11 protein-coding genes are annotated in these 13,640 nt (G+C 38.8%); all 11 read left to right on the plus strand.

Annotated elements, in window-relative coordinates; translation table 11 throughout:
• Positions 1-9 precede the first annotated feature (9 nt).
• Complete coding sequence (gene rseP, locus QNH20_RS09485; protein ID WP_283922640.1) at positions 10-1,269, plus strand: RIP metalloprotease RseP; 1,260 nt, start codon at positions 10-12, stop codon at positions 1,267-1,269.
• 414 nt (positions 1,270-1,683) lie between these two features.
• Positions 1,684-6,009: a PolC-type DNA polymerase III gene (locus QNH20_RS09490; protein WP_283922641.1), complete on the plus strand. Its 4,326-nt coding sequence runs from the start codon at positions 1,684-1,686 to the stop codon at positions 6,007-6,009.
• A 248-nt stretch (positions 6,010-6,257) separates the two neighbouring features.
• Complete coding sequence (gene rimP, locus QNH20_RS09495) at positions 6,258-6,728, plus strand: ribosome maturation factor RimP (RefSeq protein ID WP_283922642.1); 471 nt, start codon at positions 6,258-6,260, stop codon at positions 6,726-6,728.
• A 45-nt stretch (positions 6,729-6,773) separates the two neighbouring features.
• Positions 6,774-7,898, plus strand: coding sequence for a transcription termination factor NusA (nusA, locus tag QNH20_RS09500; protein ID WP_283922643.1), 1,125 nt, complete (start codon positions 6,774-6,776; stop codon positions 7,896-7,898).
• Between the two features lie 16 nt (positions 7,899-7,914).
• Positions 7,915-8,187, plus strand: a complete 273-nt coding sequence (gene rnpM, locus QNH20_RS09505; protein WP_283922644.1) for an RNase P modulator RnpM — start codon at positions 7,915-7,917, stop codon at positions 8,185-8,187.
• 8 nt (positions 8,188-8,195) lie between these two features.
• Entirely contained in the window at positions 8,196-8,498 is a 303-nt protein-coding gene (locus tag QNH20_RS09510; protein WP_283922645.1) for a YlxQ family RNA-binding protein, read from the plus strand.
• 19 nt (positions 8,499-8,517) lie between these two features.
• On the plus strand, positions 8,518-10,827 hold the full coding sequence (gene infB / locus QNH20_RS09515; RefSeq protein ID WP_283922646.1) for a translation initiation factor IF-2: 2,310 nt from the start codon (positions 8,518-8,520) through the stop codon (positions 10,825-10,827).
• The gene (locus QNH20_RS09520; RefSeq protein WP_283922647.1) at positions 10,824-11,105 is read left to right on the plus strand and encodes a DUF503 domain-containing protein; all 282 of its coding nucleotides are present in this window, start codon (positions 10,824-10,826) and stop codon (positions 11,103-11,105) included. The genes infB and QNH20_RS09520 overlap by 4 nt, the downstream gene beginning before the upstream one ends.
• Positions 11,106-11,122: 17 nt before the next feature.
• Positions 11,123-11,494, plus strand: coding sequence for a 30S ribosome-binding factor RbfA (gene rbfA, locus QNH20_RS09525; protein WP_283922648.1), 372 nt, complete (start codon positions 11,123-11,125; stop codon positions 11,492-11,494).
• A 72-nt stretch (positions 11,495-11,566) separates the two neighbouring features.
• Positions 11,567-12,487, plus strand: coding sequence for a tRNA pseudouridine(55) synthase TruB (truB, locus tag QNH20_RS09530; RefSeq protein ID WP_283922649.1), 921 nt, complete (start codon positions 11,567-11,569; stop codon positions 12,485-12,487).
• 31 nt (positions 12,488-12,518) lie between these two features.
• Complete coding sequence (gene ribF, locus QNH20_RS09535; protein WP_283922650.1) at positions 12,519-13,472, plus strand: bifunctional riboflavin kinase/FAD synthetase; 954 nt, start codon at positions 12,519-12,521, stop codon at positions 13,470-13,472.
• The last annotated feature ends 168 nt before the right edge of the window (positions 13,473-13,640 follow it).

The following is a 13,640-nucleotide window of genomic DNA, read 5'->3' on the forward strand; positions in this document are numbered from 1 at the left end:
GTTTTATAATTGAGTACAGTTATTGCCTTTATTGTGATTTTTGGCGCACTAGTCTTCTTTCATGAATTAGGACATTTCATTTTCGCTAAAAGAGCAGGTATTCTCTGCCGAGAGTTTGCGATCGGTATGGGACCAAAAGTGTTCACACATAAGAAAGGTGAGACTACCTATACGATCCGTTTATTACCAATCGGAGGATTTGTTCGAATGGCAGGAGAAGATCCGGAATCGGTAGAAATTAAACCTGGATATCGAATTGGTCTTTTGTTTGACAATGAAAATCATGTTAACAAAATTATATTAAACAATAAAGAAAAGTTTCCAAATTGTCGGATTGTTGAAGTTGAGTATGCAGATATCGAAAAAGATTTAGTCATAAAGGGATTTCCTGAAGATGATAGTGAAAGTATGCAGACTTTTAGTGTAAATCCTAGCGCAGTCATTGTTGAAAATGGGAGTGAATCCCAAATTGCTCCAATTGATCGTCAATTTGGCTCAAAGACATTACCGCAAAGATTTTTGGCGATTTTTGCAGGACCGGCAATGAACTTTGTCCTTGCATTTTTCATATTTATATTAATCGCTCTTTTACAAGGTGTGCCTTCGAACGAACCTCAATTAGGTGCTATTACCCCCGACGGTGCAGCTAAATCAGCAGGTCTGCAAAAAGGAGATATCGTTCAGAGTATTAATGGTTCAGAAATTTCAAGCTGGTCTGATGTGGTAGAAATCATTCAAAAAAACCCAAATAAAAAACTTGATTTCTCGATTATTAGAGATGGAAAAGAAAGTGTAATTCAAGTAACACCGCTTGAAAAAACAGTTGAGGGTAAGAAGATAGGAATTATCGGCGTTTACAGCCCTGTCGAAAAATCTCCTTTTCAAGCAGTTAAATATGGTTTTACAGAAACTTATTTCTGGACAAAGCAAATTTTTGTGATGCTTGGAAATTTAGTCACAGGTCAATTTTCTATCGATGCACTTTCCGGCCCGGTTGGAATATATAATTCAACTGCAGAAGTAGCCAAATCAGGTATTTATTATTTAATGAAATGGGCTGGGATCTTAAGTATTAACTTAGGGATTATGAATTTATTACCAATTCCTGCTCTTGATGGCGGAAGATTGATGTTCTTTGCAGTGGAAGCAGTTAGAGGGAAGCCAATTGACCGTCAGAAAGAAGGGATGGTTCATTTTATCGGATTTGCCCTCCTTATGTTGCTGATGCTTGTCGTCACATGGAATGATATTCAGAGGTTCTTCCTCTAAGATGATATAATTAATCACCTAATTGGGATCGCAGTCGCGATCCCAATTTATTTTTTTCGTAATTAAAATGGATGAAGTTTTCTGTCGAATTAAGCCGAATCATTGTAGATCATATGATATAATTAAATTTTGATATAGATAAGGCTGTTTTCCTAAAGTTTGTTGCTTTATTAGTGTAATTTAACTTTAACAATCTGAGTTGATTGTAGCGGAGGGCACTTGACTCCTGCGGGAAAAAGAGGGAAGTGGGAGACCCCGCAGGCGGTAACGCCGAGGAGGCTCCCATCCCTCCCCGCGGAAAGCAAGTGCCTGGAGCGGAAATCAACGGACAAACTTTATAGTCTAAAAACAACAATCTATGCGAAAAGAGCCATAGATAAAGATAATTGATTTTGAATAGATGGGAGAGAGACGATGAGCGAACATGCCTTAGGCAATAAAGAGCGATTCCAACTCTTGCTCCAGCAGATGCAATTGGTAGAGGATGCTGTAGTAGTACATTTCAACAATGCGCAAATAGAAAGGCTTCTAGTTGAAAAAAAAGCAAGAAAGTGGCATTTTCAATTTTTATTTGAGAAAATCCTGCCTTTCAATGTATATCTTAATTTTACAACACAGTTAGAAAGAACTTTTTCGAGTATTGCAACCATTTCATACGATATCAATGTGATTAATCAAGTAATCACACCGGAATTATTAAAAGAATATTGGGGTTTTTGTATTCAGCAAATTGATGGTATCTCACCGCCGCTAATAAAGCTGCTTAATGAACAAATGCCGGATGTCAGCGGGAATAAGCTAACGATTACTGTGAGAAATGAGGCAGAGGGTCTAGCGTTAAAACGAAAATATGGCTCTTTGATTGGAAATATTTATCAATCCTTTGGTTTTCCTCTGCTAGCTATCGAGACAGACATAAAAACAGAAGAAACAAATGATGAATATGAGCAGTTTTTACTTGCTAAACAAAAAGAAGATCAGGAACGTGCCCTTTTGGCAATGGTAGAGATGCAGAAGAAAGAAGCTGAAAAGGAACACTCTGGTGGTGATGTGCCGGAGGGTCCGCTTACGATTGGTTTAACAATTAAAGATGATAGTGACTTCCGGAGTTTAATTGATATTGTTGATGAAGAAAGAAGGGTTGCGGTTGAAGGGTATATTTTTAATGCTGAGATTCGAGAGTTAAGAAGCGGCCGTTCACTCCTAACCTTTAAGATTACTGATTATACTAGTTCAATCATGGTGAAAATGTTCTCAAGAGATAAAGAGGATGCCGCCTTGTTTCAGCTTGTGAAGAAGGGAATGTGGGTTAAGGTCCGCGGAAGCATCCAGAACGATACCTTCGTTCGTGACCTTGTCATGATTGCAAATGATATTAATGAAATTAAGCCTGTTGAACGTAAGGACACTGCACCTGCGGATGAAAAACGCGTTGAACTGCATCTTCACACCCCGATGAGTCAAATGGATGCTGTAACTCCGGTAAGTGCATTGATTACCCAGGCAAAAAAGTGGGGTCATAAAGCTATTGCTGTGACCGACCATGCCGTTGCCCAATCATTTCCAGAAGCATATGGAGCCGGAAAGAAGAATGATATAAAAATTCTATACGGGGTTGAAGTAAACCTTGTCGATGATGGTGTACCAATCGCCTATAACGATGCCCATCGCTTACTTGCGGAAGATACCTTCGTTATTTTTGACGTTGAAACAACAGGACTTTCTGCCGTTTATGATACGATTATCGAGCTTGCGGCCGTAAAGGTGAAGGACGAGGAAATCATTGATCGCTTTGAGTCATTTGCCAATCCGCATCATCGTCTTTCAGCCACAACGATTAATCTGACAGGTATCACAGATGATATGGTACAAAACGCTCCAGAAGTAGATGAGGTAATTAAAGATTTTTATGAATGGGTTGGGGATGCAGTTCTTGTTGCTCATAATGCTTCCTTTGATATGGGTTTCCTCAACGTCGGGTATAAAAAAATAGGACTTGAAAAGGCGAAAAATCCTGTTATTGATACACTTGAGTTAGGACGATTCTTATATCCGGAAATGAAAAACCACCGATTAAATACACTTGCTAAAAAGTTTGATATTGAATTAACACAGCATCACCGTGCGATTTATGATGCAGAGGCAACGGGTTATTTACTCTTGAAAATGCTTAAAGATGCCCTTGAAAAGGGGATCGAATACCATGATGAATTTAACGATAATATGGGGAAAGGGAATGCTTATCAACGTGCCCGCCCATATCATTGCACACTTTTAGCTCAAAATGAACACGGCTTAAAGAATTTATTTAAACTTGTTTCGATCTCACATATTGAGTATTTTTATAGAGTTCCAAGAATCCCGAGATCAGTCCTCCAAAAATACAGGGATGGAATTCTTGTTGGGTCAGCATGTAATAAAGGTGAAGTGTTTGAAGGGATGATGCAAAAGTCACCAGAAGAAGTTGAATCACATGCCCGTTTTTATGACTATTTTGAGGTAATGCCGAAAGAAGTAAACGCGCCGTTAATTGAAATGGAATTAGTCCGCGATGAAAAAGCGATGGAAGATATTATTAGTAAAATCGTTATTCTTGGCGATAAATTAGGCTTGCCTGTTGTTGCAACCGGAAATGTTCATTATTTAAATGAAAATGATAAAATCTATCGAAAAATTTTAATCAACTCACAAGGCGGAGCGAACCCGTTGAACCGCCATGAGCTTCCGGATGTTCATTTTAGGACTACAAATGAGATGCTTGATGCTTTTTCGTTTTTGGGGGCAGAAAAAGCAAAAGAAATTGTGGTTACAAACACAAATAAAATTGCTGATATGATTGAGTTCATTAAACCGATCAAAGACGATTTATACACTCCAAAAATTGAAGGCGCGGAAGATGAGATGCGCCAAATGAGTTATGAAATGGCTCATAGAATATATGGAGAGCCGCTTCCTGAAATTGTTGAAGCACGTCTGGAAAAAGAACTAAAAAGTATCATTGGGCATGGATTTGCCGTTATTTATTTGATTTCACATAAGCTTGTGAAAAAATCGCTCGATGATGGCTATCTCGTTGGTTCTCGGGGATCTGTCGGTTCATCATTGGTAGCGACAATGACGGAAATTACCGAGGTGAATCCTTTACCGCCACATTATGTGTGCCCGACATGTAAGCATTCCGAGTTCTTTAATGATGGATCGGTTGGCTCTGGATTTGATTTGCCTGATAAAGATTGTCCAAATTGTGGAGAAAAATATCGTAAGGATGGACACGATATACCGTTTGAAACCTTCCTGGGTTTTAAAGGAGACAAAGTCCCTGATATCGATTTGAACTTTTCGGGAGAGTACCAGCCGCGTGCCCATAACTACACAAAAGTCTTGTTTGGTGAAGAATATGTATACCGTGCTGGGACAATCGGTACTGTGGCAGATAAAACTGCCTTTGGTTACGTAAAGGCATACCAGCAAGATAACAATCTACAAATTCGTAATGCGGAAGTGGAACGACTTGCTTCCGGGTGTACTGGTGTGAAAAGAACCACTGGACAGCATCCAGGGGGTATAATCGTTATTCCTGATTACATGGATGTTTATGATTTTACACCGATTCAATTCCCTGCAGATGATCGAAACTCTGAATGGAAAACAACACATTTTGATTTCCATTCCATCCATGATAATGTCCTGAAACTTGATATTCTAGGTCACGATGATCCAACAGTTATCCGGATGCTTCAAGACCTAAGTGGAATCGATCCAAAAACAATTCCAACAGACGACCCTGAGGTCATGAAAATTTTTAGTAATACCGAATCCCTAGGGGTAACAGAACAACAAATCATGTGTAAAACAGGTACACTTGGTATTCCTGAGTTTGGAACGAGGTTTGTGCGGCAAATGCTTGAGGATACAAAACCGACAACCTTCTCTGAACTAGTTCAGATTTCAGGTCTATCTCATGGAACGGATGTTTGGTTGGGGAATGCACAGGAATTAATTCATAACCAAATTTGTAACTTAAGCGAAGTAATCGGCTGTCGTGATGATATCATGGTCTACTTGATTTATCAGGGGCTAGAGCCTTCTTTTGCTTTTAAAATAATGGAATCCGTCCGTAAAGGTAAAGGTTTAAGCGAAGAAATGGAAGCAGAAATGCGAAAAAATGAAGTCCCGGAATGGTATATTGATTCCTGCAAAAAGATAAAATATATGTTCCCTAAGGCCCACGCTGCTGCTTATGTATTAATGGCAGTAAGGATTGCGTATTTTAAAGTCCATCTTCCGCTATTGTATTATGCAGCCTACTTTACTGTCCGCGCGGAGGACTTCGATATTGAAGCAATGTCACGAGGCTCAGAGGCCATTCGAGCAAAAATAGAGGAAATTAATGTAAAAGGTCTTGAGGCATCAAATAAAGAGAAGAACCTGTTAACAGTTCTAGAGTTAGCGCTTGAAATGACCGAAAGAGGTTTTACATTCCAAAATTATGATTTATACAATTCTGATGCATCGGATTTTATTATTGATGGAAATTCCTTAATTCCTCCGTTTAATTCCATCCCTGGGTTAGGAACAAACGCAGCCTATAATATTGTTAAGGCCAGAGGAGAAGGAGAATTTTTATCAAAAGAAGACCTGCAGCAGCGTGGCAAGGTATCCAAGACTATTCTCGAATATTTAGACAAACAAGGCTGTTTAAAATCTCTTCCAGAGCAAAACCAGCTTTCGTTGTTCTAAAAAGGAAAAACATTGTTATGACTCGCTGGGATTTGCATATAAATGGTGGTTATGGTATAGTTTTATTGGAAATACTAAGAAATACTCTCGTGTTCAAGAGTGGGGAAACCCACTCTTTCGTTATGTAATCGAGTTGCGGCACCATCCGTATCTTGGTTTTGTTTACAAATGTTTTTAAGTGTACTTGATAAAACTTTCAGTGAACTACATAGAATATGGGTGAAATAATGTAGAAGAGGAGGTAAAGCATGAGCAAAGTAACGGAAGTTGTAGAAGAACTGGCCGCACCAATTTTTCAAGAGCTTGGACTGGAATTAGTGGATATTGAATATGTGAAAGAAGGAAAAAGCTGGTTCCTCCGCGTATATATCGATAAAGATACTGGTGTGGATATTGAGGATTGTGGTCTAGTTAGTGAGCGACTAAGTGAAAAACTCGATGAGATTGATCCAATTCCCCATAACTACTTTCTTGAAGTGTCATCTCCAGGTGCGGAGCGTCCATTAAAAAAAGAAAAAGATTTCGAAAAGGCAATCGGCAAAAATGTCGTTATTAAAACCTATGAGCCAATAAATGGGGAAAAAAGCTTCGAGGGCACATTACTCGAATTTGATGGTCAACATTTAAAAATTGAGGTTAAGATTAAAACTCGCAAAAAGTCCGTTGACATTCCATATGAAAAAGTAGCGAATGCACGACTTGCTGTTGTTTTTTCATAAGGAAAAAAGAATAAAAATTGAATAGGATTAGGGGGATACAACGAAATGAGCAGCGAATTATTAGATGCTCTTACAATACTGGAAAGAGAGAAAGGTATTTCCAGGGATATTTTAATTGAAGCAATTGAAGCGGCACTGGTATCAGCATACCGTCGTAATTTCAATCAGGCACAAAATGTCCGTATTGACTTTAATTTACAAACAGGCTCCATGCGTGTTTTTGCAAGAAAAGAAGTGGTAGATCAGGTATTTGACCCACGTCTTGAAATTTCTTTAGCAGATGCCGTGCGCATTAATCCTAATTACCAAGTAGAAGATGTTGTCGAAATGGAAGTAACGCCAAAAGACTTCGGAAGGATTGCCGCGCAAACAGCTAAACAAGTGGTTACCCAGCGTGTAAGAGAAGCGGAAAGAGGAATTATTTATTCGGAATTTATCGACCGTGAAGAAGATATTATGACAGGTATTGTTCAAAGGCTGGATTCCAAATTTATTTATGTCAGCCTTGGAAAAATAGAAGCATTATTACCTGTAAATGAACAAATGCCTAATGAACGATATAAGCCGCACGATCGTATCAAGGTATTTATTACAAAGGTTGAAAAAACGACAAAGGGTCCACAAATTTTTGTTTCTCGAACCCATCCAGGATTATTAAAACGTTTATTTGAAATTGAAGTACCTGAAATTTACGATGGTACTGTAGAAATTAAATCGGTGGCTCGTGAAGCGGGCGATCGCTCGAAGATTTCCGTTCATTCGGATAATCATGAGGTTGACCCAGTAGGCTCGTGTGTTGGACCAAAGGGAACACGGGTTCAAGCAGTTGTCAATGAATTGAAGGGTGAAAAAATCGATATTGTGAAATGGTCTGACGATCCTGTTGTTTTTGTAGCTAATTCGCTTAGCCCTTCTAAAGTACTCGATGTAATGGTGAATGAAAATGAAAAGGCAACAACAGTTGTTGTCCCAGATTATCAGCTTTCCTTGGCAATAGGTAAACGTGGACAAAACGCCCGCCTTGCTGCGAAATTAACAGGGTGGAAAATTGATATCAAATCAGAAACCGAAGCACGTGAACTAGGAATTTATCCGCGTGAGGAAACAATCAGGCTGTTTGACGATCAGGTCGATACTGATTTTGATTATGATGAAGAGTTAGACGATTAGGTGAGGTGAATGATAAGTGAACTCTAGAAAAAAAGTTCCTATGCGCAAATGTGTTGCAACCGGTGAAATGAAACCGAAAAAAGAACTCGTTCGCATCGTTCGCTCCAAAGAAGGGGAAGTATCCATTGATTTGACTGGAAAAAAATCCGGCAGAGGAGCCTACCTTTCAAAGGACAAAGAAGCAGTCCTACTAGCCATGAAAAAAAACACTTTATCTAACCATTTAGAAGTTTCTATTGATGATTCTATATATGAAGAACTACTTGAGCTAATAGAGAAGGAGAACTGACAATCCAAATGAAACAAAATCAATGGATGTCATTGCTTGGCTTAGCCAATCGGGCGCGTAAAATCATTTCAGGTGAGGAGCTTGCCGTTAAGGAAATCCGGAACGGAAAAGCGAAGCTTGTTTTATTAGCCGCAGATGCGTCTACCAATACGACAAAAAAAATTACAGATAAATGTAATTCCTATCAAGTTCCATTAAAAATGGTGGAAAATCGTTATCTTCTTGGTCAAGCAATTGGCAAAGAAGCCCGCGTTGTTGTAGCTGTTATGGATGATGGATTTGCAAAAAAACTGATAACGTTGCTCGATTAAATTTAGCGGGGGTGAAATAATGAGTAAAATCCGTGTTTATGAATATGCAAAGAAACACAATATTTCAAGTAAAGAAATTATCAATAAATTAAAAGAAATGAATATAGAGGTCTCTAATCATATGGCAACAATTGAAGATGCAGATATCAAAAAGCTTGATGCAGCTTATAATAAAAAAGAGAACAACACACAACAGCCAAAAAAGAATAGTGGGCAGCAAAATCGCTCAAACTCACGTCCAGGCGGGCAGCAGAATCGTCAAAACCAAAGACCGGCTCAGTCAGGGCAAAAACCACAAGTACAGGCAAAAACAGCTAAAGCATTTGAGGAGGCTGCAGATAAAAATGCTGCCCCTAGCAAGGTAAAAGTAGTCTCGCCTCCAAAAAAGGTTGAAGGCAAAAAGCAAAACCAAGAATATCAATCAAAAGAAAACAAAGTGTTTAGCAGCGCTGATAAAGCTAAGGCTCGGCCTTATAATAATAACCAAAATCGTAATAATAATAATAATAATAAAAAGAAGAAGTCGCATACTCCAGTTCAACATGCACAGCCCGTGAAGAAAAAAGAGAAGGAGCTTCCTGCTAAAATTACTTTTAGTGAATCTCTAACGGTTGGAGAGCTTGCGAAAAAGATCTATCGCGAACCTTCAGAAATCATTAAAAAGCTCTTTTTACTTGGGGTAATGGCGACAATTAATCAAGTGTTAGATAAAGATGCGATTGAATTGATTGCCGGTGAATATGGGGTAGAGGTTGAAGAGGAAATTAAAATAGATACGACCGACCTTGAAGTGTATTTTACAGAGGACACTGCGGAAGACTTAGTAGAAAGACCTTCTGTTGTTACCATTATGGGGCATGTTGACCACGGTAAAACAACCTTGCTTGATTCGATTCGAAATACAAAGGTTACCGAAGGAGAAGCTGGTGGTATTACGCAGCATATCGGTGCCTATCAAGTAGTTGAAAATGGTAAGAAAATTACCTTCCTAGACACACCAGGACACGCTGCATTCACAACAATGCGTGCCCGGGGTGCGAAAATTACTGACATCACCATCCTTGTAGTGGCCGCTGATGACGGTGTTATGCCACAAACGGTTGAAGCGATTAACCATGCAAAAGCAGCTGAAGTTCCAATTATCGTCGCTGTAAATAAAATGGATAAAGAGGCCGCAAATGCTGATCGTGTTATGCAGGAATTGACTGAGCACGGCTTAGTATCAGAAGCTTGGGGCGGGGATACAATTTTTGTTCCACTATCTGCAAAAACAGGTGAAGGAATCGACAATCTTCTTGAAATGATTCTTCTTGTAAGTGAAGTAGAAGAATATAAGGCAAATCCTAATCGCAAGGCTGTTGGAACTGTTATCGAAGCACAATTAGATAAGGGACGTGGATCAGTTGCAACCCTTCTAGTTCAAAACGGTACGCTTAAAATCGGCGATCCAATCGTTGTTGGTAATACGTATGGCCGTGTACGTGCAATGGTAAATGATAAGGGCCGTCGTGTAAAAGAAGCAGCGCCTTCAACACCTGTTGAAATTACAGGCTTAAGTGAAGTACCGCAGGCTGGCGACCGATTCGTTGTTTTTGAAGATGAGAAAACTGCAAGACAAGTTGGAGAGGCACGTGCACAACAGGCTTTAGTTGCCCAGCGTGGTGAAAAATCCATCGTTAGTCTAGAAAATCTATTTGATCAATTAAAGCAAGGTGAAATGAAGGATTTAAATATTATTCTTAAAGCAGATGTCCAAGGTTCTGCAGAGGCAGTTGCCGCTTCCTTGCAAAAAATAGATGTCCAAGGTGTTAATATCAAGATTATTCATAGTGGAGCAGGTGCAATTAATGAGTCGGATATTAGTCTTGCCGCTGCTTCAAATGCCATCGTTATCGGCTTTAACGTTCGTCCGGATGTAAATGCGAAACGTGCAGCAGAGGCTGAAAAAGTAGACGTCCGTCTTCACAGAATTATATATAAAGTAATTGAAGAGATTGAAGCAGCGATGAAAGGGATGCTTGATCCTGAATTTGAAGAAAAAATCATCGGTCAAGCAGAAATTCGTCAAACCTTTAAGGTTTCTAAGGTTGGGACAATTGCAGGTTCTTATGTAACAGATGGAAAAATTACCCGTGATAGCGGTATTCGCTTAATTCGTAACGGGGTTGTCATCTTTGAAGGTCAAATTGATGCTTTAAAACGATTTAAAGACGATGCTAAAGAAGTGGCACAAGGCTACGAATGTGGAATAACCATTAAAAACTTTAATGATGTTAAAGAAGGAGATATCATTGAAGCTTATGTAATGGAAGAAATAGAGCGGAAATGATTGTCGGTACAGCCGTTTGTGAATGTATCATCTATGATGCACATTCATTAAAAGAGAAACGCGCCGTTTTGCAGCGTATCCTGACCCGGCTAAAGCAAAAATTTAATGTATCCGTGGCAGAGGTGGACTATCAAGATGTATGGCAAAGAACAAAAATAGCCATTGCTGTTGTTACTTCTTCACGGGTATCTACAGAGCAGGAATTGCAAAACGCGCTTAAACTAATTGACTCATTTCCGGAAATAGAAAGAACGATCACCGAGATTGATTGGCTTTAAGTTAAGAGGTGAATGTGATGAGCCACAGAGCAAATCGTGTTGGAGAACAAATGAAAAAAGAACTTAGTGACATCATCGGTCGTAAAATTAAAGATCCTCGGATCGGCTTTGTGACAGTTACTGACGTTCAAGTAACAGGAGATCTTCAACAAGCAAAAGTATTTATATCTGTATTAGGTGATGACGAACAAAAGGAGAATACCTTAAAAGGTCTGGCAAAAGCAAAAGGCTTTATTCGAACTGAAATAGGCCACCGTATTCGTCTTCGTAAAACACCAGAAATCATCTTTGAATGGGATGAATCCATTGATTATGGAAACCGAATTGAAACACTTCTCCATCAATTGCATACCGATGACAAACCGATGGACAAGAATGAAGAAGAGTAAAATTTTAAAGGGAAATGGATAGACACAAGTCTATCCATTTTTTTCGATAACATTTAGATAGGAGAGTTAATCTTGGAAGGGATTTTACCATTATTTAAGCCTGCTGGGTTAACATCGCATGACTGTATTTTTAAATTAAGAAAGATTCTAAAGACGAAGAAGGTGGGTCATACCGGTACACTTGATCCTGATGTGACCGGAGTTCTTCCTATTTGTATTGGGAAAGCAACAAAAGTAGCGGAATACATAACTGATGCAGGTAAAGCTTATGTAGGGGAAGTGACGGTTGGGTTTTCCACAACTACTGAAGATGCTTCAGGTGATGTGGTAGAAAAAAAGGCCGTGGATCGGATCATTTCTAGAGAAGAAATAATGAAGGTACTGCATTCGCTCACAGGGGAAATAGAACAAACTCCACCGATGTATTCTGCAGTGAAAGTAGGAGGGGTAAGACTTTATGAATATGCTCGTAAAGGAATAGAAGTAGAACGCCCTACCAGGAAAGTAACCATTTATTCTATCGAAATGCTAGATGATAGGGACCAATTTCAAGGGGAGGTTATTTCATTTCGTTTTAAGGTCAGTTGCAGTAAAGGGACTTATATCCGTACATTAGCTGTCATGATTGGCGAACTCCTTGGCTTTCCTGCTCATATGTCCAGTTTACAACGAGTTCAATCTGCTGCTTTTACATTGGATGATTGTTTAACATTTGAAGAAATTGAAAAACATATGGAAGCCGGCACCATCTCTAGCGTGTTAAGACCATTAGAATCAGCGCTTTCTCATTTGCCGAAATTACTGATTAATGATAAAGTAGCAGAGAAAGTGAAAAACGGTGCACTATTAGAAATACCAGAACATTTAAAAACCAGTAACGGACCAATTATTGCTGAAACTGAAGATGGACTGGCTCTGGCTATTTATTCAAAGCATCCAAACAAGCCAGGTCTTCTTAAACCAGTTAAAGTATTACGTAACGATATAGAATAAAAAGGGTCGGTAAAGAAAAGGTGAGTTTCATTTGGAAGTAAAAAGGCTTAGTTTCCCATATAAGATAGCAAGCAATGAGTTCCCCCCTCTGGCAATGGCACTTGGTTATTTTGACGGTGTTCACCTCGGCCATCAACAAGTCATTTTAGAGGCAAAAAAGCAAGCAGAAGAAAAAGGTTGTTATAGTGCAGTAATGACATTTGACCCCCATCCTTCTGTTGTATTAGGAAAAAATGAAAAGCATGTTCAATATATAACCCCATTAGGTGAAAAAGTTAAATTTATTGAAGAACTTGGGATAGATTATTTATTTATTGTCAATTTCTCAGCGGAATTCGCTCATCTACTGCCCCAGGAATTTATCGATCAGTATGTAATTGGGCTTAATGTACAACATGTAGTGGCTGGATTTGACTATACGTATGGACGAATGGGGAAAGGGACTATGGAAACCTTACCATTTCATTCACGAGAAAAATTTTCTTATTCAGTTGTTCCAAAGTTTGTTCAAGACAACGAAAAGGTAAGCTCAACAAAAATTCGACATCTTCTTAAGGAAGGAAAAACAAATGAACTTCCATCACTTCTTGGAAGATTCTATACAATAACTGGAGAGGTCATTCATGGGGATAAACGCGGCAGGACAATTGGTTTTCCAACTGCAAATATTAACATTAAGGATGAATATATCATCCCTCCTCTTGGAGTTTATGCAGTGAGAATGAGAGTTTATTCTGATTGGTATTATGGAGTTTGTAATGTGGGGTATAAACCTACGTTTAATAAGGAATCAAAAAAGCTGTCTGTAGAGGTTCATTTATTTGACTTTGATCAAGATATTTATGGGCAAGAAGTGGTCATCGAATGGCATCTTTACCTTCGTAAGGAACAAAAATTTTCAGGTATCGAACAACTCGTCACACAAATAGAAAAAGATAAACAACAAACAATTGATTACTTTAAAAATAATCGACAATTTTCCTGACATTGTCGCTTAAAAGAAGTTTTTCTTACAATAAAGTAAGGTTTTAACTTGCTTTTTGACGTAAAACCATGTATTCTTAAATACGTATTAAAAACAAACCTTTGCTTGGCAAGACGAGTCACCGACGCTTGCTCGGTAACAGGGGATATGAAAAATTAGGAGGTGAAC

It is taken from the genome of Neobacillus sp. WH10 (assembly GCF_030123405.1).
In the GTDB taxonomy this organism is placed as follows: Bacteria; Bacillota; Bacilli; order Bacillales; family Cytobacillaceae; genus Neobacillus.